General features: G+C 70.1%; 20 protein-coding genes. 6 read left to right on the top strand and 14 right to left on the bottom strand.

The features are described from left to right. Positions 1 to 19: 19 nt before the first annotated feature. The 9 genes from IFT89_RS02555 to IFT89_RS02515 form a co-directional block, all read right to left on the bottom strand. Positions 20 to 910: a siderophore-interacting protein gene (locus tag IFT89_RS02555; RefSeq protein ID WP_202938125.1), complete on the bottom strand. Its 891-nt coding sequence runs from the start codon at positions 908 to 910 to the stop codon at positions 20 to 22. Then, positions 907 to 2,706, bottom strand: a complete 1,800-nt coding sequence (locus tag IFT89_RS02550; protein WP_202938124.1) for an ABC transporter ATP-binding protein — start codon at positions 2,704 to 2,706, stop codon at positions 907 to 909. Before IFT89_RS02550 ends, IFT89_RS02555 begins: the two co-directional genes overlap by 4 nt. Beyond that, positions 2,699 to 4,351 carry an ABC transporter transmembrane domain-containing protein gene (locus IFT89_RS02545; protein WP_202938123.1) on the bottom strand — a complete coding sequence of 551 codons (1,653 nt, stop codon included), beginning with the start codon at positions 4,349 to 4,351 and terminating at the stop codon, positions 2,699 to 2,701. The genes IFT89_RS02550 and IFT89_RS02545 overlap by 8 nt, the downstream gene beginning before the upstream one ends. Beyond that, complete coding sequence (locus IFT89_RS02540; protein WP_202938122.1) at positions 4,348 to 5,136, bottom strand: ABC transporter ATP-binding protein; 789 nt, start codon at positions 5,134 to 5,136, stop codon at positions 4,348 to 4,350. Before IFT89_RS02540 ends, IFT89_RS02545 begins: the two co-directional genes overlap by 4 nt. A gap of 11 nt (positions 5,137 to 5,147) precedes the next feature. After that, positions 5,148 to 6,194 carry a FecCD family ABC transporter permease gene (locus IFT89_RS02535; RefSeq protein WP_202938121.1) on the bottom strand — a complete coding sequence of 349 codons (1,047 nt, stop codon included), beginning with the start codon at positions 6,192 to 6,194 and terminating at the stop codon, positions 5,148 to 5,150. Beyond that, positions 6,191 to 7,228 (bottom strand): FecCD family ABC transporter permease, encoded by a 1,038-nt coding sequence (locus tag IFT89_RS02530; protein WP_202938167.1) that lies wholly within the window; start codon positions 7,226 to 7,228, stop codon positions 6,191 to 6,193. Before IFT89_RS02530 ends, IFT89_RS02535 begins: the two co-directional genes overlap by 4 nt. Positions 7,229 to 7,296: 68 nt before the next feature. Then, positions 7,297 to 8,358: an ABC transporter substrate-binding protein gene (locus IFT89_RS02525; RefSeq protein ID WP_202938120.1), complete on the bottom strand. Its 1,062-nt coding sequence runs from the start codon at positions 8,356 to 8,358 to the stop codon at positions 7,297 to 7,299. 163 nt (positions 8,359 to 8,521) lie between these two features. Next, positions 8,522 to 9,364 carry a helix-turn-helix transcriptional regulator gene (locus IFT89_RS02520; protein WP_202938119.1) on the bottom strand — a complete coding sequence of 281 codons (843 nt, stop codon included), beginning with the start codon at positions 9,362 to 9,364 and terminating at the stop codon, positions 8,522 to 8,524. Continuing rightward, positions 9,361 to 9,741 (bottom strand): hypothetical protein, encoded by a 381-nt coding sequence (locus IFT89_RS02515; RefSeq protein WP_202938118.1) that lies wholly within the window; start codon positions 9,739 to 9,741, stop codon positions 9,361 to 9,363. The genes IFT89_RS02520 and IFT89_RS02515 overlap by 4 nt, the downstream gene beginning before the upstream one ends. Before the next feature lie 143 nt (positions 9,742 to 9,884). On the opposite strand from IFT89_RS02515, the gene IFT89_RS02510 reads away from it, so the two are divergent. Both IFT89_RS02510 and trxA read left to right on the top strand, forming a co-directional pair. Beyond that, positions 9,885 to 10,772 carry a DUF2510 domain-containing protein gene (locus IFT89_RS02510; RefSeq protein ID WP_202938166.1) on the top strand — a complete coding sequence of 296 codons (888 nt, stop codon included), beginning with the start codon at positions 9,885 to 9,887 and terminating at the stop codon, positions 10,770 to 10,772. Positions 10,773 to 10,867: 95 nt separating this feature from the next. Continuing rightward, entirely contained in the window at positions 10,868 to 11,245 is a 378-nt protein-coding gene (gene trxA / locus IFT89_RS02505) for a thioredoxin (RefSeq protein WP_056006082.1), read from the top strand. 20 nt (positions 11,246 to 11,265) lie between these two features. Here the strand turns inward: trxA and IFT89_RS02500 are convergent, their stop codons facing one another. From IFT89_RS02500 to IFT89_RS02480, 5 genes are read right to left on the bottom strand one after another with little or no spacing between them, the layout of a single operon-like run. Next, complete coding sequence (locus IFT89_RS02500) at positions 11,266 to 13,656, bottom strand: glycosyl hydrolase family 95 catalytic domain-containing protein (RefSeq protein ID WP_202938117.1); 2,391 nt, start codon at positions 13,654 to 13,656, stop codon at positions 11,266 to 11,268. Beyond that, positions 13,656 to 14,954 carry a glycoside hydrolase family 27 protein gene (locus IFT89_RS02495; RefSeq protein ID WP_244650551.1) on the bottom strand — a complete coding sequence of 433 codons (1,299 nt, stop codon included), beginning with the start codon at positions 14,952 to 14,954 and terminating at the stop codon, positions 13,656 to 13,658. Before IFT89_RS02495 ends, IFT89_RS02500 begins: the two co-directional genes overlap by 1 nt. Beyond that, positions 14,951 to 16,486, bottom strand: a complete 1,536-nt coding sequence (locus tag IFT89_RS02490; protein WP_124769270.1) for an alpha-N-arabinofuranosidase — start codon at positions 16,484 to 16,486, stop codon at positions 14,951 to 14,953. Before IFT89_RS02490 ends, IFT89_RS02495 begins: the two co-directional genes overlap by 4 nt. Before the next feature lie 37 nt (positions 16,487 to 16,523). After that, entirely contained in the window at positions 16,524 to 18,734 is a 2,211-nt protein-coding gene (locus IFT89_RS02485) for an alpha-galactosidase (RefSeq protein ID WP_202938116.1), read from the bottom strand. A gap of 53 nt (positions 18,735 to 18,787) precedes the next feature. After that, the gene (locus tag IFT89_RS02480) at positions 18,788 to 19,786 is read right to left on the bottom strand and encodes a LacI family DNA-binding transcriptional regulator (protein ID WP_192004965.1); all 999 of its coding nucleotides are present in this window, start codon (positions 19,784 to 19,786) and stop codon (positions 18,788 to 18,790) included. A gap of 258 nt (positions 19,787 to 20,044) precedes the next feature. Here IFT89_RS02480 and IFT89_RS02475 point away from each other — a divergent pair, with 258 nt between their 5' ends. The 4 genes from IFT89_RS02475 (at position 20,045) to IFT89_RS02460 (ending at position 25,596) form a co-directional block, all read left to right on the top strand. Beyond that, positions 20,045 to 21,304: an ABC transporter substrate-binding protein gene (locus IFT89_RS02475; protein ID WP_159453329.1), complete on the top strand. Its 1,260-nt coding sequence runs from the start codon at positions 20,045 to 20,047 to the stop codon at positions 21,302 to 21,304. An 82-nt stretch (positions 21,305 to 21,386) separates the two neighbouring features. Continuing rightward, positions 21,387 to 22,346, top strand: a complete 960-nt coding sequence (locus IFT89_RS02470; RefSeq protein WP_079705845.1) for a carbohydrate ABC transporter permease — start codon at positions 21,387 to 21,389, stop codon at positions 22,344 to 22,346. After that, positions 22,346 to 23,239, top strand: a complete 894-nt coding sequence (locus tag IFT89_RS02465) for a carbohydrate ABC transporter permease (RefSeq protein WP_162852288.1) — start codon at positions 22,346 to 22,348, stop codon at positions 23,237 to 23,239. Before IFT89_RS02470 ends, IFT89_RS02465 begins: the two co-directional genes overlap by 1 nt. Beyond that, positions 23,236 to 25,596 (top strand): beta-glucosidase family protein, encoded by a 2,361-nt coding sequence (locus IFT89_RS02460; RefSeq protein WP_202938115.1) that lies wholly within the window; start codon positions 23,236 to 23,238, stop codon positions 25,594 to 25,596. Before IFT89_RS02465 ends, IFT89_RS02460 begins: the two co-directional genes overlap by 4 nt. Positions 25,597 to 25,598 lie beyond the last annotated feature (2 nt).

Here is a 25,598-nt window from a genome sequence, read left to right as displayed (position 1 = left end):
GGCGCACGCCCCACCGCGGTCAGAGGCAGAGGCGGTCGAGCTGCTCCTCAAACCGGATCTGCACGTCCTCCGGCTCGGCGTCCTCCTCGGTGCTCCAGATCGCGTCGAGCTCCTGTTGGACGGACGCCGGGAGGGCGGCGAACTTCTCGTCCCACGCGGTGATCGGTGTCCAGTACCCGACCACCTTGAAGCGGGTGGCGGGTAGCCCGAGCTCCTTGCGCAGATACTTGCGCACGTCGCGGAGGGCCACCGTCTCACCCGCCACCCAGATGTAGCCCTGATCGAGCGGGAGACGCTCGTCCACGACACTCCGGACGAGTCGGCCCAGCGCACTCGGGCCGTGTCCGTTGCCGCCCACCACCCAGGTGACCGTCACGTCGTCGTTCGTCTCGACCGCGATCCGATCCCGCTCGCTCGGTACCTCGAGCACCACGCGGGTCCGCAGTCCGGGCGGTGTCTGTGCGACGATGCGCTTGACTGCGGGAAGACCGGTGAGGTCAGCGACGAGCACCTGCCAACCGATGTCGGCGGGCGGCGCGTACAGGCCGGTGGGCGAGTTCAGGCCGAGCACGTGCCCGGGCTGGGCGCGAGCCGCCCACGGCCCCGCGACCCCGGCCTCGTGCACGACGAAGTCGATGTCGATCTCGACCGGATCCTGCCGCACGGCGCTGATCGTGTACGTCCGCATCGGTGCCTGCGGGGAGCCCTCCGGCGTCTCCCACCAGTCGCCCGCCGGTACCGGGAGCGAGACCTCCGTCGGGTCGGAACCGTGGGGGAAGAAGACGCGGACGTACTCGTCACCCGTGCCGGTGCTGACGAAGTCCTCGACGCCCGGACCGCCGAGGGTGATGCGGATCAGGTTCGGACTCAGGGGTGTCGCTGCGGTCACGATGCCGCGGTGGATCTTCATGGCGTCTCGGCCTCTCGGGTCGGTTCGGTGTGCTGGGTCGGGTGCGGGCTGTGCGCGAGCCAGGACTCGCGGTAGGGGCCGGGGGAGGCGAGGAGCTCCGCGTGCGTGCCGTGTTGGACGATCCGACCGTCCGCGAAGACCGCGATCCGGTCGGCGGTGGCGGCCTGCTCCAACCGGTGCGCGATCAGCAGCGCGGTCCGGTCCGTCCGAAGGACGGCGATCGCCGCTTCGACGGCGTCGCGATGGTGCAACCCGACGTCGGCCGTCGCCTCATCGAGGATCACGATCGCCGGGTCCGCCAGGAACGCCCGAGCGACTGCGAGTTGCTGGATACGCCCCTCATCCAGCGGCACGGGCGACTGTGTCGATCCGGTCAAGTCCGCCGCCGGGTCGTCCTGCAACGCGGTGACCGCCCACTCGGCTCCGACGGCACGGAGCGCCGAGACCATCTCGTCCCGGCTGGCGTCCGGCGCGCCGAGCCTGAGGTTGTCGGCGATCGAGCCACGGAAGTGGTGGAGCTCCTGCGACAGGTAGTACGGGGTGTGGCCGACGAGCACCCGCCCGGACGTCGGGGGATGGTGCCCGGCGACGACCCGCGCCAAGGTGCTCTTGCCCGAGCCGGACGTGCCGACGAGCGCTGTGGTCGTGCCGGGCGGTACGTCGATGGTGACCTCCGCGATCCCACGATCCGTGGTCGGATACCGGAACGTCAGGTCGCGCACTCGGATCCCGGGCGCTGCGGCGACGCCGCCTGCGGGCGAGGGCGACTCCGGCATCGCGGACGACGCTGCTGCGAGGTCGATGACGCCGACGAGCCGGGCCAGCCCGACCGTGGCCCGCTGGATGTCGTCGAGCCCGAAGATGAGCCGGCCGACCGGATCGAACAGCCGGTGGAACAGGAGCGCGGCGGTGGTCACGAGCCCGACGGTGATCGTGCCCTGCAGGTTGAGGAGGAAGCCGGTCGCCAGGATCGCCGACAGCCCGACGAGCTCACCCGAGTTGATCCGTCGGAACAAGCGGTTCGCGACGCGCACGCCCTCGATCTGCGCGTCGATGGAGGCGGCCGCGCGTTCCCGGACGCGTTCGAGCGCGTGGTCCGTGCCCGCGAACGCGGCGAGGGTCTCCGCGCCGTCGACCGCGTCCAGCACGGCCTGACTGCGCGATGCCTCGCGGATCCTGACCGTGCGGAACACCACTCGGGATCGCCGGAGGAACGCACGGGTCCCGAGGACGTAGCACGGCGCCGAGGCGAGACCGGCGAGCGCTAGCCACGGGTCGACGGCTGCCAGGGCGACGGCCGACACTCCGATCGCGAACCCGGCGGAGAGGAGTGTCGGGGCGACGTTCCCGCCGGCCTCCGCGACCGCGTCGACGTCGCCGGTGACCCGGGACAGGAGATCGGCACGCTCGCCGTCGTCGACGGCGCTCACCGGGAGCCGCATGGCCGAGGCGAACACGTCCTCGCGCAGTTCGGCGAGGAGGTCCTGTACCAGCCCCGTGAGCACCCGAGTCGCCCACAGCGTCACCGCGACGGCCCCGATAGCGCCGACGGCGGCTGCGGCCACCCAGCCTGAGACGACGCTCAGTCCGGCATCGGAAGCGACGGCGTCCACGATCCGCCCGAGACACGCGGGCATCACGACGCCCAGTGCAGCTGCTGCGAGGAAGAGGACCACCACGGCGGCGGTCCGTCCGCGGTGTCGTCGGAGGAGGGCACCGACGACGGTTCGGACGCGGGAGCCGTCGGCGACGGGGAGCATCTCGGCGGTGGTGGGCTCCGTGGCGTGATCAGTCATGGCGGGTCTCCGAACCGGGAGTCAGCTCGACGACGCGGTCGCAGGCGTTCAACAGGACCGGCGAGGTGGTGATGACGACGACGGTGCCGTCGTGCGCCGCGAGCGCTCGGGCGATGCGGGTCTCCGTGAGGACGTCGACGGCCGACGTCGGTTCGTCGAGGACGAGCACGTCCGCACCGGCATGGAGCGCCCGGGCGATGCCGACGCGCTGGCGCTGCCCGCCGGAGAGCCGTCTGCCCGCCTCACCGACCGGTGACGACCAGCCGCCGAGCTGCACGACCGCGTCGTCGAGCGCCGCCATGCCCACGAACATCGCGTCCGGGTCGCCGGTCACGTCATGACCGCGGACCGCCTCCGCCAGGGTGCCGCTCATGATGCGCTGGCCGTGCGGTGGCGCGACCACACGACGGCGGTACGCCACCGGGTCGAGGTCCAGCTGATCGACGAGTCTGCCGTCGACGGCGAGCGAGACGCTGCCGCGCTCGGCGGGGGTCCGCATGCCGAGCAGACGGGAGAGGGCGCGCGCCGTGTCGCTGTCGGGCGGCCGGACGCCGAGCAGTTCACCAGCACGGACGTCTACCGGTCGGTCCTGGTGTTCGGGGTGGAAGGACAGCACGACGTCGGTCGCAAGGCCGGAGTCGGACGGCTCGTCCAGCCGACCGCCCGCTTCGAGCAGGTCGTCGGCGTCGACGACCGCGGCCAAGCGCTTGGCGGAGGCGAGCTTGTGGATCCAGTTGGACGGGAATGATCCCGCCTGTGCGAGGTATCCGCTGATGAACTGCGCGAGACCGAGCACCGTCACGAGCTCGCCGATGCTGATCCGCCCCTCCGCGGCGAACCACGCGGACAGGCCGACGAGTGCGGCCATGACGAACGCCGCCAGCGTGCCGCTCACGGCGTCGAAGAGGGCGAGGGACCGCCCGGCGGCCGTCGCAGCGCGTCGTGAGACGTCACTGGCGGCGTCATATCGCCGGACGGCTTCAGCCCGCCCGCCGATGCCGACGAGCACTCGGAACCCGCTCATGAAGTCGGCGGCCACCGCTCCGGCCTCGGTCGCCGCCCGTTGCTCGGCGAACCCGCGGCGCTCCAGCGGGCGTGACACGACGCGCATGACGAGCATCATCCCGATGGTCGACACGAACACCACGATCGTCGCCACGGGCGAGATCACCGACATCGCCAGGGCGGCTCCGATGATCGCAGCGATGGTGGCGGACTGCTGCGCGACCGACCAGGCGACGCCGGCCACCCGGTAGGTGTCGGACGTGACGACCGTCAGGGCCTCACCCGCCGAAAGGTTCTGTCGTGAGAGCTGCGGCCGAAGCATCCGGGACAGCGTGAGGTGCCGGAGCGCCTGTTCGCCGTGCCCGTAGATCGACACCATGAGCCGCGAGGCCGACTGGTAGCTCACCGTCAGGACGAGGAAGGTTCCGACCAGGACACCGATCCAGACCCCGAGGGCGACCGGATCGGACGGCACCACCGCGCGGTCGATGGTCGCCCCGATGATCACGGGGATCGCCGCCTCCGACAGGGCGTGCACGATGAGGAGGCCGGTCGCGGCGACGAGCATGGCGCCGCGACCGTCCGCTCCCAGCGCGATGCCGAAGAGGCGCCGCGGCGTACTCGTCGTCGTCCCGCTCACCGGCTCCACCGTCCGAGCGGGAGCACCAGCGGGGTACCAGAGACGGGGTCGGTGATGACCTGGCATGGCAGGTCGTACACGGCCTCCACGAGGTCGGCGGTGATGATCTCCTGCGGATCGCCCTGGGCGACGATCGCGCCGTCGCGCATCGCGACGAGATGCGTCGCATAGCGGGCGGCGTGGTTGAGGTCGTGGAGGACCGCGACGAGGGTGGTGCCGCTGCGGTGCAGATCCGTGAACAGCTCCATCAGCTCGATCTGGTGCGCGATGTCGAGGAACGTCGTCGGCTCGTCGAGCAGCAGGTGCTTGGTCTGCTGGGCGAGTGCCATCGCGACCCAGACGCGTTGCCGTTGGCCGCCCGAGAGCTCGTCGACCAACCGGCGGGACAGCTCCGTGACCCCGGTCGCGGCCATCGCCTCCGAGACCGCCGCTTCGTCGGCGCTGCTCCACGTCCGCATCGCGCTCTGGTGCGGGAACCGCCCACGCCCGACGAGGTCGGCGACGGTGATCCCGTCGGGGGCGATGGCGGATTGGGGGAGGAGCCCGAGTCGGCGAGCGGTGTCCTTCGGCTTCGACGCGCGGATGTCCGCCCCGTCGAGGAGGACGGCACCGGCGGTCGGGCGCAGGAGCCGTGCGAGTCCGCGGAGCAGGGTCGACTTGCCGCAGGCGTTCGGTCCGATGATGATCGTGAACGAGTCGTCCGGCACCTCGAGCGACAGCTCGGAGACGATCGGAGCATCGCCGTAGCCCAGGGTGAGGTCGCGGGCGAGGAGCGACGTGGTCATGGGAGTTCCTTTCACGTGCGGCGCACGAACTGGGCGGCCAGCAGGCAGGTCAGATAGATGCCACCGACCGAGAGCGTCACCACACCGACCGGGACCGCGAGCAGCTGCGCGACGGCGTCGGAGACGACGACCAGGGCGGCTCCGGTGAGCATCACCGGCGCGAGGCCCATCGGGGTGTTCGAGCGGGTGAGCCGTTGAGCGATCTGCGGGGCGGCCAAGGCGATGAACGAGATCGGGCCGGCGGCGGCGGTGACGATCGCGACGAGGGCCACACCGACCACCATGGCGATCAGGCGAGTGGGTCCAGGACGCACCCCGAGGGCCATGGCGGCGTCGTCGCCCATCTCGAGCACGGGGAGCGATCGTCGGAGTGGCCCTGCCAGCAGGGCGAACACGACGAAGGCCGTGGCGGCGGGGAGCAGCTGGTCGAAGCCGAGCGAGGCGAGAGAGCCTGCGCCCCAGGTGGCCGCCATCATCGCCTGCTCGACGCTGACGGAGATGAGGATCCAGGAGGTGAGGGAACCGAGCCCTGCCGAGACGCCGATGCCGACGATGATCAGCCGGAAGGACGACATGGTGTGGCGGTTCGCGAGGAGGGCGACCAGTAAGGCGGTCAGCAGACCGCCGACGAGTGCCCCGGCGGCTTTGAACAGGTAGGTGTTGAGCCCGAGGACGAGCATCGTCAGCGTGACGCCGAACTGCGCGCCGACACCGAACCCGATGATGTCCGGTGAGCCGAGCGGGTTGCGGGTGAGCGACTGGAAGATGCCCCCGGCGAGCGCGAGCGCCGCCCCGCAGAGCACCGCGAACAGCACCCGCGGCAGTCGCCACTCGGTCACGACCTGGCGGACGTCCGGGTCGGACGCGGGGTCGACGATCGCCCGGATGACCGTGTCGAAGCCGATCTGGTACGCACCGATCGTCATCGCGAACAGCCCTGCTCCGATGATCACCACGACGAGTCCGAGGCACACGAGGACGGACCGCACGGGTACGAGCGTCGCGATGTGCGCGGTCTCCACTCGGATCAGCCGTCGTCCATGGTCGATGACGCTCACAGTCCGCTCACCCGCTTCCGACGCACCAGCATGATCAGGATGGGAGCGCCGAGGAGCGCCGTGACGATCCCCACCCGGAGCTCTCCGGACGGCAACACGATCCGGCCGAGGACGTCTGCGAGCAGCAGGAACGCGGGGCCGATCACCATCGAGTACGTCAGCACCCAGCGCTGGTCGGGGCCCGTGAACCACCGCACGACATGGGGGATCATGAGTCCCACGAAGGCGATGGGACCGGCGGCTGCGACGCCCGTACCCGCCAGGAGGGTGACGGCCACGACGACCCATACCCGGGTGCTGCGCACTCGCACCCCGAGCGCCTGTGCGAGCTCGTCTCCCAGGGTCAGGGCGTTCAGCGACCGGGCGCAGAGCAGACCGATCACGAGGCCCGCGACGATCAGCGGAGCAGCCCACGTGAGCTGGTCGAGGGTGCGGCCTCCGATGGATCCCACGCTCCAGAAGCGCATGACCTGGAGGGTGCCTTCGTCCCGCAGCACGATCGCGGTGGTGAAACCGGTGCAGGCGGCACCGAGGGCGACCCCCGCGAGGGTCAGTTTCATCGGGGTCGCACCCGAGGCCCCGACGGATCCGAGCGCGTAGACGATCACCGTGAGGATGAACGCACCCGCCAGGGCGAACGGGACGTAGGTGCCGGGAGTCGTCAGTCCCAGGACACCGACCGCGAAGGTCACGGCGAACGACGCGCCGGCGTTCACCCCGAGGATGCCCGGGTCGGCGAGCGGGTTGCGGGTGAAGGCCTGGATGAGCCCGCCGCAGACGGCGAGCGCCGCACCGACCAGGATGCCGAGCAGCGTCCGTGGGACGCGCAGCTCCATGACCATGAGGTGCAGGGGGTTCGCGTCGTCGTAGGCGACGAGCGCGCGGACGACGGTCAGGGGATCGATGGCCCGATTGCCGATGGCGAGTGAGGCGACGGCTGCGGCGATCAGCATCACCGTGGCGACGAGGAGCCCGACGGCGAGCGTCCCGGTGCGGTGGGGCGAGACGTCTGCGCGTCCGGCCCCACCGGGCATCGGGACGTCCGTCGGCCCGCCCGCAGCAGGCGCTGCTGACGGGACGGCGGTCCGGGATATCTCCGACGTCACTTGCCGTCGATGGTCGGCTCGCCCTGCAGTGCCGCTGCGAGGTCGTCGACGTAGCCGGGCAGGACGTACTGCAGGGACAGGACGGTCGGCGCGCTGATCGCCGAGGCCTTGGCGGCGTCGGCGTAGATCACGTAGGACCCGGCGGCGATCGGCGACCAGCGCGACACCACGGCGTTCTCGACCGTGTACGTCCCTTCCTCGGCACTTCCGCCCCATGCGGCGAACAGGTCGGCGTCCACGTCGTAGAGCTGTTCGAGGCTGACGCCGGTGTACCAGTTGTCGCCCTCGGCGCTCGCGAGGAAGCTGTCCATCGCCGAGGTCGAGGTGAAGCCGAGCGCTTCGGTGATGCGGACCCGCGGGTCGTACTCGAGGTAGACGCCGAGGTCCGTACCGCCCTCGTTCAGGGTGAGGCCCCAGACGAAGCTCTTGTCGTCGAACTCGGGGTGTGCGTCGGCGAGGGAGGTGATGAGGTCCTCGGTCTCGCCGATGAGCTCCTCGGCCTTGGCCTCCTCCGACATCGCCTTCCCGACGGTGCGGGTCATGCCCTCCCAGGTGCCCGGGTTCCAGGGTCCCTCGATGTAGGGGACGGTCGGGGCGATCTCGGTGAGCCGCTCGTATTCGATGTCGGTGACACCGGAGTAGAGGCTCAGGATCAGGTCGGGCTTCAGGGACTTGATCGCCTCGTAGTTCGGGCCGTCGTCCGTGAAGGGGATGATCTCGGGCATCTCGCCGTACGCCTCGGAGACGTAGTCCTCGAACCAGGGCTGGTAGCCGTTCTCACCGGCACCCCAGACCTCTTCGATGCCGACGGGGTTGGTGCCGAGGGCGGCGACGATGTCAGGCGTCATCCACCCGAGAGCCACGATCCGTTCCGGCTTCTCCGGGATGACGGTCTCACCGTGGGCGTGTTCGATGACGACGCCGTCGGTCGATGCCGTCGTCGATCCGGTGTCGCCGGTGGCGGCCGAACATCCGGCGAGGGCGAGAGCGGTGGCGATGACGGCGGCGAGGAGGGTGGATCCTCGGCGGACGTTCGGGCGCGCGAAAGCGTGCGGCATGGGGCTCCTTTGAAGAGGGGGGGAGTGGGATCACCGCTGGCGATCCAGAAGTTAGGTAAGCATGTCCTAACAGAATGATCGTAGGGCGCTTCCGCGCGCGACAGCGTCGAGGAACCGACGAGTTCTGTCGCGGATCCGACACGATGATGCGTGCCCTGGTGGATCAGCGCCAGTAGAGCTGGTGGGCGGGGTCCGCCTGCACCCGTGCGACGTACTCCCGCGGGGTCATGCCGAACCGGGCTCGGAAGCTCGCGGAGAAGGCGCTCGAGGACGCGTACCCGCACCGGTGCGCGGCCGCCCCGATCGGCATGCCGTCGATGATCAGCCGCGCCGCCAGCGTCATCCGGACGCCCGTCCGCCACCGGGCGAAACTCATCCCGGTGTCGTGCTGGAAGATCCGCAGCACGGTGCGCTCGTGGAGGCCGTGCACGTCGAACAGCTCGCGCGCGCCCCGGAGGTCACCCGGATCGGCGAGGATCGCACGGACGAGCGGACGGACACGATCATCGGACGGCATCGGGATCTCGCCCCAGCCGTCCGCCGCCTCCGGCGCGGGCTGCTGCAGCATCTCGATGAGGACCGCCTGCGCACGGACCCGGAGGTCGGTCGGCATGTCGTTGATCCCGAGGTGGAGCAACATCTCCTGCACCGCACGCGGGACCAGGACCTGGGTGACGGTCTCGACGGGCGCGATCAGCGAGGTGGCGGGGAGGTAGGTGTAGCACCCGGTGGAGTCGCGCTCGTGGTGCGCGGTGTGCGGCGTGTGTGCTGGGATCCAGACGCCCTGACCCGGTGCGAGGCGCCACATCGCGTTCGGGAGATGCACCCACACGGTGCCGCGGTAGCACCAGGCGAGCATGGCGTCCGGATGACGGTGCGGTGGCGAGAGCGGGCGACTCCCGGTGTCCTCGTCGGTGACGACACCGGTGCCCATCAGATACGGTTCGGCGACGGATGACGGATGCTCGGGGCTCGCGTCCCAGTCGATCCGGCTGTACGGGCTCAACGAGCGCTCGTACCCGCGTCGCCGATCAGCGGGAGGCCGTCGTCGTCGAAGCGGACGCCGTTCGCGGCGAGCCGGCGTTCCGCCTCGTGATGGACGACGCCGCGCTTGCGCGGATCGGCTTCGAGGAGGTGGATCAGGAGATCGTCCGTCGCGTTCGGGTGCAGCGCGATCTCGATACGCGCACCCCAGAAGCGGTCCTCGAGGAAGAGCTCCAACGCCGCTGGGTCGGCTGCCGGATTGTGCGCCGCAGCGGCGCGGATCGCCTGATTGGGGTCGTTCGCCAAGACGGAGAACTCCTCGAACGTGCTCGCCGATCGCGCGAGCTCGTAGCGTCGTTCCTCGTCCGCGATCTGCTCCGGCGTCTTGCGTCTGGCCACGGTGGTCCCTTCATCCCGTCGCCGTCAACCTACCTGGCTCGCCTGATGTTCGACAACGACGGCTTGCCGCGATGACCCGCAGACGGGACACTGGGGTCGCTGCATGGACGTCATGAGCGTGATCTTCGGGGGAAGGAGCAGCGATGACCGCTGCACCGGGATGGTACGAGGCGGGGACGCCGGGCAAGCTGCGCTGGTGGGATGGAACGCAGTGGACCGCTCAGGAGGCCGACGCCGCGCGACCGGTGCAGCAACAGCAGGTGTCGGTCGCACCGCAGGCGCCGACTCCCATGGTGTCGCCGTCGCAGCTGCCGTCCGGACCGCAGCTGGGCTGGTATCCGACGGGGCCGGATCAGCTCCGATGGTGGGACGGCTCGCATTGGACGGGGCTCAGGGTCAAGAACGGGAAGCCCGGGACCGATTGGGCGACCACCGAGCAGCCGAGCTTGGCCTGGGTGTTCGGATCGGTCTTCCTCGTGCTGGCGATCGCGCAGTTCAGCCTCGGCGCGCTGTCCACCCACCTGTCGTTCAACGGATTCCCGATGCTGCTCCTGACGCTGCTCTGGTTCGGTATCGCCGCCCAGACGACGGCCGTGCGGCGGATCCCGCAGCCGGTCGGCACCCCGGTGGTCACGGACGTGGTCCGTCCGTTACCCGGTGAGCAGGACGGTCCCGGTGCCGGTTGGTACTCCGTGTCGTCTCGGGCGACGAGGTGGTGGACCGGCTCACGCTGGGCCCAGTACGTCGGAACCCAGTACGGCATCCGGCCGACGTTCCATGGAGCGCGCGCGTTCCGCACCTATCTCGTCATGTCCTGGGTCGTCCTCGGGATCGGTGTGCTCGCCTTGGCCGTCGGCGTGGTCATCCTCGTCAACAGCAGCGGCGACGGCTACGGCTTCCTCGGAGGGTTCATCGGCGGCATCGTCGTCGGTGGCGGCGTCCTGTTCGCGGTCCTCGGCGGGGTGCTCCTGATCATGTCGCGGATACAGCGCCGGCTCCTGCTCCTCCCGGAGCAGCCGCCCGGGCACTGACCGCGGCGCGGCACAAGGGGAGGACGGCCCGTCGTCCGCGGGTAGGCTCGTCAGTCGGATGCGAAGCGTCCGACCACCGATCCGAAGGGCACATGATGACCACGCAGGAACTGACCATCTCGAACTTCGAGGACACCGTGTCGGCCGAAGGCATCGTCCTGGTCGACTTCTGGGCCGAGTGGTGCGGCCCGTGCAAGGCTTTCGGCCCCGTCTTCGAGCAGTCGAGCGAGCAGCACCAGGACGTCGTGTTCACCAAGGTCGACACTGAGGCGAACCAGGAGCTCGCGAGCGGGATGCAGATCACGTCGATCCCCACGCTCATGGCGTTCCGCGACGGCGTGCTCGTCTTCTCGCAGGCCGGTGCCCTCCCCGCGCCGGCACTCGAGGACCTCATCTCGCAGGTGCGCGGTCTCGACATGTCCGAGGTGCACGCCGCCATCGCAGCGGCGAAGGCCGAGGCACAGGCCGAGTAGCCGACGTCCTGAGGAGGCGGTCAGTCTTCCTGATCGCCGGGCGGACGCGCGAACTCGAGCCGGTGGACACCGGGCTCGTCGAGCCTGATCCGCAGCCGCCCGGCCGGCGCGCCGTCCTCCAGCCGTGTCGGCAGTGCGCCGCCAGGGCCCGTGATGGCGATCATCGAGCCGTCGTCCGGCAGCTCGACGAGCACGCCGCCAGCCGTGAGAAGCAGGGTCGCCGCGACGGGGCGATGACGGCTCCACTCGACATCCGCGACGTGTCCACCCCGGACCCGGAACCCTCGGAACCGTCCCGCCGACCACTCGGCCGGGAGGGTCGGCAGCAGCGACAGGACACCGCCGTGTCCCTGGACGAGCAACTCGACGACACCGGCCGTCCCACCCAGGTTGCCGTCGATCTGGAACACGTCGTCGAGGTCGCCCATCGGGTGCAGGTCGAGCAGCGAGGCCGATGACAGCGGACCGAGCAGCGTGTCGAGCGCCTCGGACGCGAGCCCTGGATCACGGAGTCGTGCGGCCAGGCAGAGGACCCAGGCCATGCTCCACCCGGTTCCGCCCCCGCCGTTCGCGAGTCTCCGTCGCAGTGCGCGTCGGGCTGCCTCGAAGTGCTCGGGCGTGGCCGATTCGGTGATCCGCGTCCCCGGATACAGGCCGTACAGGTGGGAGAGGTGTCGGTGGCCGGGCTCGGTCGGCTCCCGCTCCTCGGCCCACTCCAGGAGTGTTCCGTCGCGGCCGACCTGCGGCAGTCGGAGGGTGGCCACGGTGTCGCGTGCTCGAGCCAGGAGCCCGACGTCCGCGATGCCGTCGCCGACCCGCTCCGCGAGGGCGAGGTACTCGCGGAGGCACTCGTGCGCCAGCTCCTGATCCATCGCCGCGCCGGCCGTCATCGCCGCCGTGTGATCCGTGTCGACCACGAACCGGTTCTCCGGTGAGGTCGACGGACTCACGACCAGCGATCCGGCGGCATCCGTGACGACCATTCCCAGGACGAACGAGACCACTGGCTCGACGGTCTGCAGGACGGCGACGCGCGCGGCGTGATCAGCGCCACCGTCGTCCAGACGACGGTGGAGGTGCGCGACGAGCCAGGGGAGCGCGCTCGGCCAGTTCGCCCAGTGCGCGTCGAGCGGCACGGCGTCCGTGTGCCGCCAGAGGTCGCTGTTGTGGTGGGCTGCCGCCCCGTCGAGGCCGTAGGACTCGCCGCCGGTGCGCTGTCCGGCGTCCACCAGTTCACCGATGAACCGGGTGAGTGGCTCGACGAGGTCACCCAGGCCGGTGCTCTCCGCCGGCCAGTAGTTCATCTGGAGGTTGATGTTGGTGGTGAAGTTCGCGCTCCAGGGCGGTCTGACCTGATCGTTCCAGACCCCCTGGAGGTTCGCCGGCTCACTCCCCGGTCGGGAGCTGCCGATGAGGAGCGCCCGTCCGAGGTCGAAGTAGCGCTCCGCGAGGTCGGCCGATGCGGACGCCGATGCCGAGAGGTCCAGTTCGACGCGGTCGAAGAGCGACCGATGGTCGGCGACGTGCCGATCGAGCAGCGCTTCGCCGGATCGCTGCAACGCACGCGAGACCGTCCCCTGGGTGTGCTCCAGCAGCGTGGACGGGTCGCCCGACGGTCGTTCTCGCCACCCGCGGTGCCCGGAACGTGCACCGGCGACGAGGCGGAACCCGCCCGGGATCGGCTGCACCGCGACCACCAGCGCCCATGCCATGCCGGCGTCGACGAGACCCTCGGCGTCCGGGACGTCGGTCGGGTACCGGATGGCCTCGTCCTCGTCACCGCCGAGATACGAGGGTCGCACGCTCGCCGGCGCACGGCCGGTCACCGACCACCACCGGGTGTCGCCGACCGTGCGCTCCTCCGTCGTCGACGGGTGCGGCGTCGCGAACCCGACCAGCGGTTCACGGACACCGTCACCCAGCAGCTCGGCGACCAGCACGTCGTCCACCGCCGACACGAACGCGTGGAGCGTGACCGCCTCGCCACCGCTCGTGGACGTCGTCTCGACGACGCCGCGCGCGAGATCGGAGGTCCGTGTCGAGCGCGAACCGCTGTCGGGCGACGCGTAGTCGATGGTGAGGCGCCCGAGCGGCTGGAAGGACTCGGTGAACGCGGTCCCGCGCAGTGCAGCCGAGCGGGCATCGGCCGCCACGGGATCGCCGTCGGCGATCGCCCGGCGCACGGACTCCAGCGGACTGGGAAGCGAGCGGCCCGCCGGCCCGTCGCCCGGACGTCGCGGACCTCCCGACCACAACGTGTCCAGCGAGAGGTCGATGCCCTCCCGTCCGGGCACACCGTCGAGCGCCGCGCCCAACGTCCCGTTCCCGATGAGGAACCGATCGACGAACCGGGTGCCCGGTCCGTCGAGTTCGATTCGATGACGCTCGACGCGCTGCTGTCGGCGATCCATCAGTGGTCGAGTCGGAGCAGCACGGCACCGTGCGCGGGCAGGGACGTGTCGACGGCGCCGTCGACGACCGGCAACGGCCGACCACTCCACAGCTCGGTGACGGACGATCGATCGGCGCAACCGAGATCGGCCAGGTGCACCCGCAGCCCGGTGTCCGCATCACCGAGCCAGAACACCGCGCGCCACCGGGTCTCGCCGAGCTCAGCCGCCCAGACGACGAGGTCGCCGTCGCGGATGATCTCCCGGGTCCCGTCGCTGCCGAGCAGTGCGAGCACGTCCGGGTTGGTCAGGAGCGCGAGCGTGTGCGCCGGGGTGTCCGGGAGGTGGCCGCCGAAGAAGAGCGGCGACCGGCCGATGCACCAGAGGGTGATGAGCGTCTGCTGCTCGGCCGGGGTGAGGCGACTCAGCCGGTCCGAACCGACGTGGGCGCGGATGCCGATCCGCCCCAGCGGGAGCATGTCCGCATCGGCCCACGCCCCCGGACGCTGGAGGGGCGCCCAGCGGGCGAGGCGCTGGAACTGTTCGAGCACCGCCGACCAGTCGTCCCAAAGATCGTCGGAGATCCGCCACAGCTGCGCCGTCGATCGAAGAGTGTCGAGGTGCTCGGTCGAGAGTCGCTTCCCCGGGGACAGGCTGAGCACCATCGGTCGACCAGTCGCGTCGATCGCCCGCGAGATGGCCTCGATCTCGGCGGTCTGGATCGGTGGGTAGAGCACGTCGTCGAGCTTGATGAGGTCGACACCCCAGTCCGCGAGCTGTGCCATGACCGAGTCGTAGTAGGCCTGGGCGCCCGGGGCGGTCATGTCGACGCCGACGTTGTCGGGGTTCCACGAGCAGACGTTGGACGGATCGGCGATCTCCCCGCAGCGGGCGGTCGAACCGAGGATCGGTAGGTCGAGGTCGACGGCCAGACGCGGCACGCCACGCATGAGGTGCACCCCGAAGCGGAGCCCGAGCGCGTGGACGCGGTCGGCGAGCGCGCGGAAGCCGCCCGACGCCGCAGACGGGAACCGGTTCGGAGCGGGTTGCGGTCGGCCCCAGGCGTCGAGCGTCGGCTGGGAGACGCGCTCGTAGTCGCCGACGCCGGGCGCCGGTTCGTACCACTGGATGTCGACGACCACCGTGTCCCAGCCGACGGGCAGCAGGTGCTCGGCTAGGAACGCGGCGTTGGCAAGTACCTCGGCCTCCGTGACGGACCCTCCGAAGCAGTCCCAGCTGTTCCAGCCCATCGGCGGGCGGTCCGCCCGCGCCCGACGTGCTGCACGCACCTCGGTGACCGCGATCTCAACCTCGCTCATGGCGCGACGACCTGAGCCGTGATCGTTGCGAACGAGTGCGGTGGGAGCGTGACGCGAAGACCCGTCGGTGTGACGTCGAGACCCGTGAGCGGTCGCGGTGACACGGCGTCGGTCTCACCGGGACGGTTGTGGGCGTCGGGCCGCGCAGCGGTGAGCAGCCGGCCGTGCGGCTCGACCACGGACCCGCCACGGACGTCGACCTCGATGACGAGTGGCGCGTCGAGGTCGACGTTCGTCAGCGAGCAATGGAGGACGCCGTCCTTGACGCTCGCCGAGGCGGAGACGGTCGGGATGCCACCCGCGTGTGCGGCGTCGGCGTCGCGGACCGGCCCGACCACGTGCGTCGGGAGGGACGTGGCGTCCTGGTGCGGGCTGTTCATCTCGAAGACGTGGAAGGTGGGCGTCCGGACCATCTCGCCGCCGTCGGGATCGGTCAGGAGCATCGCCTGCAGGACGTTGACCGTCTGCGCGATGTTGGCCATGCGCAGCCGGCCCGCGAATCGGTGGAACACGTCGAAGTGCCAGGCGGCGACCATGGCGTCGCGGATGGTGTTCTGCTGGAACAGATGCCCGGGGTGCGTGCCCGGCTCGACGTCCCACCAGGTGCCCCACTCGTCGAGCACCATGCCGAACCGTTCCTCCGGGTCGTACACGTCCATGACGGCGGCGTGCGACGACAGCAGCTGCTCGACGCCCTGTGCTGCGGTGATCGTGCTCCAGTACTCCGCGGCGTCGAACCCGGTCGCGCTGCCCTTCGCCTTCCAGCTGCCGCCGATCGTGTAGTAGTGCACCGAGACGGCTTCCCAGGGGGTCGCCGAGAACGGGTGGGTGGCCACGTCGGCGACGACCTCCATCAGCGTTTTGGTCCAGGCCACGTCGAACCCGTCGGCGCCGGCGGCGACCCGGTAGAGCGGCACCTTCCCGCCGCTCTCGCAGAAGGTACCGAACTGGCGTGCGAGGTCCGCGTAGGCGCCGGCGCGCAGGTTGCCGCCGCATCCCCAGGGCTCGTTGCCCAAGCCCCAGAACGGGACGTCCCACGGCTCCTCCCGGCCGTTCGCGCGACGCAACTCGGCCATCGGGGTCTCCCCGGCACCGGTCAGGTACTCGATCCAGTCGGCCATCTCCTGCACCGTGCCCGAACCGAGGTTGCCCGAGACGTAGGCGTCGGCGCCGAGGAGCTCGCACAGCTCCATGAACTCGTGGGTGCCGAACGCGTTGGTCTCGCTCGTCCCGCCCCACTGCGTGTTGACGAGCTTCGGGCGGTCCTCACGAGGTCCGATGCCGCTCGTCCAGTGATAGCGGTCCGCGAAGCAGCCGCCCGGCCAACGGAGGTTCGGGATGCGCAGTTCGCGGAGCGCCTCCACGACGTCGAGCCGGATGCCGCCGACGTTCGGCACGGGCGAGTCCTCGCCGACCCAGAAACCGTCGTAGATCCCGCGCCCGAGGTGTTCCGCGAAGTGGCCGTAGACGTGTCGGCTGATCGTGGGTCCTGGCCGGTCGAGGTCGACGGTGACGGTCGCAGTGGAATCCATGGGTGATGTGGTCCTGTTCTGTGCAGCGGGTCGAGGGTCAGACGGCGGTCACGAGGATCGTGATCGCGCGGTCGGGCTGGAAGGTGGGGAGGTCGAGGCCGATCACGGCCAGCTGGCCACCGCTCAGCACGGGCGCCGCCACGAGCGTGGCCGGGTCGGCGTCGAGTGGCGGCGCATCCCGGAGCCACTGGGGGATCACCCAGCGCGGGCCGAGGGAGTCGTCCTGCGCGACGGCGAGGCGGTAGTGACCGTCCGGGCGGAGTCCGGGAAGGCGGACCCGACGACGGGAGTCGGCCGACCGCGGGGGAGTCACAAGGGTGAACAGCGCGGTGGTGCCGTCCTCCGCGACGACCCCGCGCAGGGTCGGAGCGTCGTCGTCCCACTCGCCGTCGCCGACGACGCGGCCGGTGGCGATGAGTCCGCGATGACGCGTGAACACGGCGATCCATCTGGCGAGGGTCGTCCGATCCGCATCGTCGAGCTCGCGCAGATCCCACTCCACGCCGAAATGCCCGAGGAGGGCGACCGCGCACCGGGTGTGGAGCGTGTGCGTGCGTCCGGTCGTGGCTGATCTGGCCGAGGCCACGTGCGACCCGAGCATCTCGGGCGGGACGAGGAGCCCCGTCCACCGGAGCATCCGGGCCCGCTCGATCGGGTCGTGGTTGTCGGAGGTGTGGACGCGATCGGACCGCTCGAGGACACCGAGGTCGACGCGGCCTCCACCCGAGGCGCAGCTCTCGATCTCGAGGTGCGGGTGCCGCGATCGGAGGTCGTCGAGCAGCCGGTAAAGGGCTTCGGTCTGGTCGTGCACGGCCGCCCGCCCGGTCGACGGATGCCCGGCATCGACGAGGTCGCGGTTGTGGTCCCATTTCAGGTACGCGATCCCGAGCTCGCGGACCAGTGTGTCGATGGCCTGCAGGATGTGGTCGAAGGCCGCCGGATTGCCGAGATCGAGCACCTGCTGGTGCCGGACGGGCGAGGGGAGCTCGTCCCTCGCCCGCAGGATCCAGTCCGGGTGCTCGCGTGCGAGGTCTGAGTCCTCGTTGATCATCTCGGGTTCGAACCACAGCCCGAACTCCATGCCGAGCGATCGCACCCGGTCGGCGAGCGGCGCGAGACCATCCGGCCAACGCTCGGGGTCCGGTGTCCAGTCGCCGAGGCCGCGGGTGTCGTCGTGACGTCCGCGGAACCATCCGTCGTCGAGCACGTAGCGCTCGACGCCGATGGCCGCGGCCCGGGTCGCCAACTCGGAGAGGACGTCGAGGTCGTGATCGAACAGGACCGCCTCCCAGACGTTCAGGGTGACGGGGCGCGGACGCCGAACCGCCCGCGAGGTCGAGCGCAGCCAACGGTGGTACCGCGACGAGGCGGCATCGAGGCCGACGCCGTAGGCCCCGTACACCCATGGAGTCCGGTGGTCCTCACCAGGGCCGAGTCGGACCTCGCCGGGCAGGAGCAGCTCGCCGCCACGGAACGCGAGGTGTCCGTCGGTGCGTTCGACGCCGATCGTGTGGTTGCCGCTCCAACCGACGTGGCACAGCCAGACGTCACCGGTCCGGCTGTCGAACCCCGGTGTTCCGATCGCGGTGACCCCGGTGGCGTCGAGACCGGGGCGACCGTGCCGCGACTCGCGGAGGTGTGTCCCGGTCGTGACCGGAAGCCGCTGCGGCAGCTTCTCGTTGCCCCACCGGCCGGCGAAGTCGAGGATCTCCCGAGCCGACGTCGGGATCGGGAGGGCCGGCACGACACCCTCGACCTCCAGGAGGTCGTCGCCCCGGTTCGTGACCGTCACGCGCGTGCGCAGCAGGCCACTCGGTGTCAGTTCGATCGCCACGAGGAGAGCGATGCCGGTCTGGTCGTCGAGCGCGGTCACCTCGACCAGCGCGGCGCCGTACTGCCGCACCTCGCCGGCCGGGAGGGCCGCCCCGTCGACCTCGACCGAGGCAACGTCGAAGCGCGACGACCAGGCCGTCCCGGTGCGATGCGCGCGGAGACCGGGGAGACCTGGCCAACCCGACGCGTGCTCGGGCAACAGGCTCGGTTCGTACGGCGCGTCCGAGCCGTCGACGAGGTCGCCCCGCACGGTGGCCGTGGCCGCGGCCAGCCAGTCGAGGTCGTCGGCCTCGACGGCGGCACCCCAGTGCGCGATCGTCGGGAGACGGGTCCCGTGCTGGACGAGGACGACGGAGACGCCGTCGCACTGCAGATGGACGACGCGGTGTTCGAGCGTCGCTGCGAGGTCGGACATGGTTCCTCCGAACCGGTCGGTGAGGCGTGTGTGACGGCCAGGCAGGCCGAAGGTCAGGCTGAGTCCCGGACGACGAGCGTGGTGTCGAGCCAGCGCGGAGCGGTCGTCCGACCGGCGATGAGCTCCATGACGAGTTCCGCGGCGACCCTGCCCATCTGCTCCAACGGCTGGCGGACCGAGGTCAGCGGTGGCTCCGCCGTGGCCGCGACGACCGTGTCGTCGAATCCGACGAGCGCGATGTCGTCCGGGACCGTGCGGCCGCTGGCCTCGAGGACGCGCATCGCTCCGACCGCCATGAGGTCGGAGCCCGCGAAGACGGCGTCGAGGTCCGGGTACCGGGAGAGCAGCCGCGCCATGGCCGACGACCCGCTCGGCATGGTGAAGTCGCCTCGGGCGACCGCACGGGTGTCGAGGCCGCGTTCGGTGAGGACGTCCCGCCAACCTCGGACACGGTCGCTGGAGGCGGCCATGTCGGCGGGACCCGAGATGACGCCGATCCGCGTGCGGCCGAGCGCGATCAGGTGTTCCGCCGCGAGCCGACCGCCGGCGTAGTTGTCGGAGTCGACGAAGGTGACGTCCTCCGTGTGCTCACCCATCGGGCGGCCGACGAAGACGATGGGGAGGTCCACCGAGGCGAGCGCCTGGGTGATGGTGCTGATCTCGTGCTGCAGGATCACCACCGCCCCGTCCACGTAGTGCGCCGCCAGGTAGGCGACGAGCGCGTCGAGTTGGCGCGGGTCGGCGAGGAAGAGTGCGGGTTGCTGAGCTGCCGAGAGGAGCGCCGCGGTGGCGCCTTTGAGCGGTGCCGCGACGAACGATCCGGAGAACGGCTCGAGCTCGCCCGCTGCGAGGACGATCGCGACGGCGCCCGTCCTGCCGCCGGCGAGCGACCGGGCTGCGACGTTCGTGCGGTAGGCCAGTCTCACGGCTGCTTCGCGCACCGCGACGACCATCGAGGCGTCGACCGTCGAGGCACCGGCGAGGACCCGCGACGCGGTTGCTCGGGAGACGCCGGCCTCTCGGGCGACGTCCACCAGGGTCGGTTTGCGCATCCTCGCTCCTTTGCGATCCTCCACCTGCCGGTGGTCTGGCAACGAGCATCGCAGAATCCGAGAGAGCGGTCTCCGAGTTGCGCAATATTGCCCTGGTGCCCTGGAACCCCGCTGCCTATGGTGATCACCACGCCCGAACGGTCCGGATGCTCCCCGATCCAGTCGGCATCGGCGCGAGCCGGAGAGCGATCTCCGGCCGGTGACCGCAACGTAGCGCGACACCGCGGAACACGATCCCGCATAGGAGGGGGATTTCCAGTGAAATTCCGTCTTGCAGCAGCAGCAACCGTCGCCGTCATGGTCGGCGCCCTGGTCACCGGTTGTTCCGGGTCCGGCGGCGGCGATGACAAGACCTTCCAGTTCTGGTCCTTCACGGGCATCAACCAGAAGGCCGATGTCGAGAAGTACAAGGAAGCGCACCCCGACATCACCGTCAAGCTCACCGAGGTCGGCAGCACGCAGGAGACCGCCCAGGCGCTCACCGCGGCGTTGGCCGGCGGCAAGGTCCCCGACCTGGTGCTCATCCAGGGGGACGACATGCCCAACTTCGTCGCGAACCCCGACAACTTCGTCGACCTGAGCACGATGGGCGCCGACGACATCTCAGGGGACTACCTGCCGTGGGTCTGGGACCAGGCGGTGGCCCAGAACGACGCCGTCATCGGGGTGCCGACCGACGTGGGCGGGATGTCGATGGCGTACCGCGCCGACCTCTTCGAGGCCGCCGGCCTGCCGTCGGAACCGGACGCGGTCGCTGCGCTCTGGCCCACCTGGGACGACTTCATCTCCGTCGGCCAGCAGTACGTCGCCGCCACCGGGAAGCCGTTCCTCGACAACGCCGGCACCTCGGTCTTCTTCCAGACCGTGAACCAGGTCGACGAGAAGTACTACACGCCCGAGGGTGAGCTCGTGTACGACACGAATCCGCAGGTGAAGGAGGCGTTCGACATCTCGATCAAGGCGATCGAGGCCGGTATCACCGCGAACGTCCCCGCCTTCTCCACCGGCTGGAGCACGGGCAAGACCAACGGCGCCTTCGCCGCGATGGCAGCTCCCTCCTGGATGCTGAAGAGCATCAAGACGGACGCTCCCGACACCTCGGGCCAGTGGCGCGTGACGACGGTCCCCAAGGTCGCCGGCAACTGGGGTGGCAGCTACCTCGCCATCCCGAAGCGCGCGGCGAACCCGGAGGCGGCGTGGGCCTACATCAAGGAGATGCAGTCGCCCGAGTCGCAGCTGAAGAACTTCACCGACACCGGCGCCCTGCCCAGCACGGTCTCCGCGTACGAGTCCACGGCGATCGCCGACTACACCGACCCGTTCTTCGGCGACTCGAAGATCGGTGCCGTGCTCGGTAAGTCCCTGCAGGAGTTCAAGCCGTTCTTCAACGGTCCGGAGACGGCGACGATCGGTTCGGCGATGATCAACACCGTGACGGACGTCGAAGCCGGCAACACCCCACCGGACAAGGCCTGGGACGTCGCGATGAAGGCCGTGAAGGACGCCCTCGGCGGCTGACCCGACGACCCCGTCCACCCGTCCGCTCCGACCCGGGGCGTTCCGGCCGAGCAGCACGCCGGAACGCCCCTGAAGGATCATCGTGACCACGCACATCGCCCCACCTCGGCTGCTGCCGAAACAGTCGCCACCCGGTATCGGGACGCGGATCCGCAACACCCTGCCGGAACGCTTCGCCCCCTACGTCTACATCGCCCCGTTCTTCCTGATCTTCGCCGTCTTCGGCCTGATCCCGCTCCTGTTCACCTTCGTGGTGTCCCTCTTCGACTGGAACCCGATCGGTCAGCAGACCTTCATCGGCTTCGACAACTTCACCAGGCTCGCGGCCGACCCACGGTTCTGGAACGCGATGCTCAACACCTTCGCGATCTTCATCATCTCCACGGTGCCGCAGCTGGTCATCGCCCTCGGCCTCGCCCACCTGCTGAACCACGTCCGCCTGCGCTTCGCCACCGGGTTCCGGATGGCGATGCTCGTGCCGTACATCACCTCGGTCGCCGCGACCACGATCGTGTTCGCCCAGCTGTTCGACCGTGACTACGGGCTCTTCAACTACCTCATCAGCTTCTTCGGCGGTGATCACGTCGACTTCCTCAACGACAAGGTCGGCTCGTGGTTCCTCGTCGCGCTCATGGTCGTCTGGCGGTGGACGGGCTACACGACGCTGCTCTACCTGGCGGCGCTGCAGGCGATCCCTCGCGACGTGTACGAAGCGGCCGCCGTCGACGGTGCCGGCGGTTGGAAGCAGTTCGTCTACATCACCATCCCGTCGTTGCGTCCCATCATCGTGTTCACGATCGTCACGTCGACGATCGGCGGGCTCCAGGTGTTCACCGAACCACTGCTGGTGAACCCGGCCACCGGCCTCACCTGCGGTGCGGCACGACAGTGCCAGACGCTCACGCTGTTCCTCTACGAGCAGGGGTTCGGCCAGTTCGAGTTCGGATACGGCTCGGCGATCGGCGTCGCGCTGTTCGTGATCGTCGTCCTCGTCGCCCTGCTGAACTTCTTCCTGTCCACCCGCACCCGAGGAGGACGCTGATGTCCGAGACGCTCAACTCCACCCAGCTGATGGCGAGCGCGACCTCCGCCGGTCGGAAACGGAACGGCGGCCGCATCGGTCGCATCCCCTGGTACACCTACGTCCTCCTCGTGTGCGCCGTCATCGTGAGCATGTTCCCGCTGTACTTCATGTTCGTCGTCGCGACCACGGACTCGGCGACGGCGACCACCCTGCCACCGCGGCTGTACCCGGGCGACAACCTGTTCCACCTCGTGGGGCTCGTGCTCGAGACCGTGCCGTTCATCCAATCGATGATCAACAGTCTCATCGTCGCGCTGTCGATCGGCGTCGGATCGGCCCTGCTCTGCGCCCTGGCCGGGTTCGCCTTCGCGAAACTCGAGTTCCGCGGCCGCAACGCACTGTTCATCCTCGTGGTCCTCACCATGACCGTGCCGACGCAGCTGAGTGTGATCCCGCAGTACCTGATCATCTCCGCGCTCGACTGGGTGGACACCCTGCAGGCACTCATCGTCCCCGGCCTCGCGAGCGCGTTCGGCATCTTCTGGATGCGTCAGCACATCTCGAGCTCCGTGAGCGACGAGCTGCTCCAGGCCGCGAGACTCGACGGTGCCAACACCTGGCAGATCTTCTGGCGGATCGTCTTCCCGGTCATCCGACCGGCGGCGTTCGTCCTGGGACTGCTCGGCTTCGTCGGATCCTGGAACGACTTCCTCTGGCCGTTCATCGTCCTGAAGTCGCCCGAGATGTACACGGTCCAGATCGCGATCAAGGCCCTGCAGTCGCAGCGGTCGATCGACCTCGGCCTGGCGATGGCCGGGTCGTTCCTGGCCACCATCCCGCTGCTCATCGCGTTCATCTTCGTCGGCAAGCGCATGGTGACCGGGATCATGGACGGAGCGTTCAAGGGATGACCCTGCAACACGACGGCGTCACGCCGACCACGGCGGGCGCCGTCCGCGGCGTCTGGAACGACCGACGGGCGTCACCCGACGAGCGGGCGCGAGCACTCCTCGATGAGATGACCCTCGAGGAGAAGGTCGGTCAGCTCGGTTCGGTCTGGTTCACCGACACGGCGGGCGACTTCGCGCCGAGCGTGGACGGCTCCGACGACCCGGCTGCGCCGACATCGGCGCCCACCGGCGACTTCACGGGTGGCCTCGGGCAGTTGACGCGCATCTTCGGGACCGAACCGGTGACGGTGGCCGAGGGCGTTGATCGCCTGCGGGAACGGCAACGGCAGGTCGTGGCCGGCAACCGGTTCGGCATCCCCGCGATCGCGCACGAGGAGTGTCTGACAGGGTTCGCCGCGTACGGTGCGACCGCCTTCCCGACGCCGCTCGCCTGGGCCGCCTCGTTCGACGAGGAGCTCGTGGAGCGGATGGCTGAGGCGATCGGAGACGACCTTCATTCGGTCGGTGTCCATCAGGGACTCGCGCCGGTCCTCGACGTCGTCCGGGACTACCGCTGGGGCCGGGTCGAGGAGACGCTGGGGGAGGACCCCTACCTCGTCGGCCAGCTCGGCGCCGCGTACGTGCGTGGTCTCGAGCGGTCCGGGGTCGTGGCGACGCTCAAGCACTTCGCCGGCTACGCCGCGTCCCGAGGCGCGAAGAACCACGCCCCGGTGAGCATGGGGCGCCGCGAGCTCGCCGATGTCGTGCTTCCGCCGTTCGAGACGGCGATCCGGCTCGGGGGAGCGCGAAGCGTGATGAACGCCTACACCGATCTCGACGGCGTCCCCGCCGGTGCCAGTGTCGAATTGCTCACCGACATCCTGCGCGACGACTGGGGATTCGACGGCACCGTCGTCGCCGACTACTGGGCGATCCCGTTCCTCGCGACCATGCACCACGTCGCGAGCGGTGCGGCGGAAGCCGGCGCGCTCGCCCTCACCGCCGGGATCGACGTCGAGCTCCCGGAGACCGCCGGCTACGGCGCCGGCCTCGTCAGGCTCGTCCAGGACGGGGCGCTCGACGGGCGGCTGGTCGACCGAGCCGTGCTCCGGCACTTGCGGCAGAAGATCGAGCTCGGCCTGCTCGACGGGGGCCCGCTCGTGCCGGAGCACGCCGCATCGACCGATCTCGACTGCCCCGGCAACCGAGCCATCGCGACGCGTCTGGCCGAGGAGTCGGTCGTCCTCCTCAGGAACCGCACAGTTCTCCCGCTCCGGACCACCGCGCGCATCGCCGTGATCGGGCCGGCGGCCGACCAGTTCCGCAGTCTCGTGGGCTGCTACGCGTTCCCCAACCACGTGCTGTCGAAGCATCCCGGGCACGATCTCGGCATCACCATCCCGACGATCCTGGACGCGGTGCGTACCGAGTTCCCCACGGCGGACATCGTCGTCGAACCGGGATGCAGCATCACCGAGATCGGTCAGGAGGACGTTCCGGCCGCCGTCGAGGCCGCCCGTGCGGCCGACGTCGTCGTACTGGCCGTGGGTGACATCGCGGGCCTGTTCGGCGATGGCACCTCGGGAGAAGGCTGTGACGCCGAGGACCTGCGCCTCCCAGGGGGTCAGCACGATCTCGTGCTCGCCGTCCTCGCGACCGGGACGCCCGTCGTCCTGACCGTGCTGTCCGGGCGACCCTACGCGCTGGGGGACTACGACCGGGCCGATGCCCTGGTCCAGGCGTTCTTCCCCGGCCAGGAGGGCGCGGCGGCCGTCGCGGGGCTGCTGTCCGGCCGGGTGCAGCCGAGCGGACGGCTCCCCGTGCAGATCCCTCGCTCACCGGCCATGCCGGGCACGTACCTGCAACCGCCGCTCGGTCTGGCCTCCCGCGGGATCAGCGTGCTCGACCCCACGCCGCTCTTCCCGTTCGGTCACGGCCTCACCGCCGGGGACGTCCGCTACCGATCGCTCACGAGTGCAGCGGAGCTCGCCGTCGACGGTGAGGTCCTCGTCGACGTCACCGTCCAGAACATGGGCGTCGACGACGCCGTCGAGGTGATCCAGCTCTACGGCACGGATCCGGTCGCCTCCGTCGTGCGTCCCTCGGTCGAACTGCTCGCATTCGCACGCCTCACGGTCGCTGCCGGGACGTCGGCCACGGTGCGTTTCGCGGTGTCGGCCGACCGCTTGTCCTTCACCGGGGTCGACGGCAGCCGGGTGGTCGAACCTGGGACGTACGTCCTGTCCGCCGGGCCGTCGGCACTCGAGCGTCCGCTCACCCACACGATCGAGGTGACCGGCAGCAGGCGGGAGCTGGTCGGGCCGCGCGAGCTCCGCGTGGACTGGCGGCGTGTCGATGCGGGCCCCGGGAAGGCCTGACC

It is taken from the genome of Plantibacter sp. CFBP 13570 (assembly GCF_014841395.1).
GTDB lineage: Bacteria > Actinomycetota > Actinomycetes > Actinomycetales > Microbacteriaceae > Plantibacter > Plantibacter auratus.
This window is presented reverse-complemented; position numbering and strand designations above follow the sequence as displayed.

What these genes read in the sequence shown, in the direction of transcription:
- IFT89_RS02555 (WP_202938125.1), bottom strand. Translation starts at nt 910, where the DNA reads ATGAAGATCCACCGCGGCATCGTGACCGCAGCGACACCCCTGAGTCCG.
- IFT89_RS02550 (WP_202938124.1), bottom strand. Translation starts at nt 2,706, where the DNA reads ATGACTGATCACGCCACGGAGCCCACCACCGCCGAGATGCTCCCCGTC.
- IFT89_RS02540 (WP_202938122.1), bottom strand. Translation starts at nt 5,136, where the DNA reads ATGACCACGTCGCTCCTCGCCCGCGACCTCACCCTGGGCTACGGCGAT.
- IFT89_RS02530 (WP_202938167.1), bottom strand. Translation starts at nt 7,228, where the DNA reads ATGCCCGGTGGGGCCGGACGCGCAGACGTCTCGCCCCACCGCACCGGG.
- IFT89_RS02525 (WP_202938120.1), bottom strand. Translation starts at nt 8,358, where the DNA reads ATGCCGCACGCTTTCGCGCGCCCGAACGTCCGCCGAGGATCCACCCTC.
- IFT89_RS02510 (WP_202938166.1), top strand. Translation starts at nt 9,885, where the DNA reads ATGACCGCTGCACCGGGATGGTACGAGGCGGGGACGCCGGGCAAGCTG.
- trxA (WP_056006082.1), top strand. Translation starts at nt 10,868, where the DNA reads ATGACCACGCAGGAACTGACCATCTCGAACTTCGAGGACACCGTGTCG.
- IFT89_RS02500 (WP_202938117.1), bottom strand. Translation starts at nt 13,656, where the DNA reads ATGGATCGCCGACAGCAGCGCGTCGAGCGTCATCGAATCGAACTCGAC.
- IFT89_RS02495 (WP_244650551.1), bottom strand. Translation starts at nt 14,954, where the DNA reads ATGAGCGAGGTTGAGATCGCGGTCACCGAGGTGCGTGCAGCACGTCGG.
- IFT89_RS02490 (WP_124769270.1), bottom strand. Translation starts at nt 16,486, where the DNA reads ATGGATTCCACTGCGACCGTCACCGTCGACCTCGACCGGCCAGGACCC.
- IFT89_RS02485 (WP_202938116.1), bottom strand. Translation starts at nt 18,734, where the DNA reads ATGTCCGACCTCGCAGCGACGCTCGAACACCGCGTCGTCCATCTGCAG.
- IFT89_RS02480 (WP_192004965.1), bottom strand. Translation starts at nt 19,786, where the DNA reads ATGCGCAAACCGACCCTGGTGGACGTCGCCCGAGAGGCCGGCGTCTCC.
- IFT89_RS02465 (WP_162852288.1), top strand. Translation starts at nt 22,346, where the DNA reads ATGTCCGAGACGCTCAACTCCACCCAGCTGATGGCGAGCGCGACCTCC.
- IFT89_RS02460 (WP_202938115.1), top strand. Translation starts at nt 23,236, where the DNA reads ATGACCCTGCAACACGACGGCGTCACGCCGACCACGGCGGGCGCCGTC.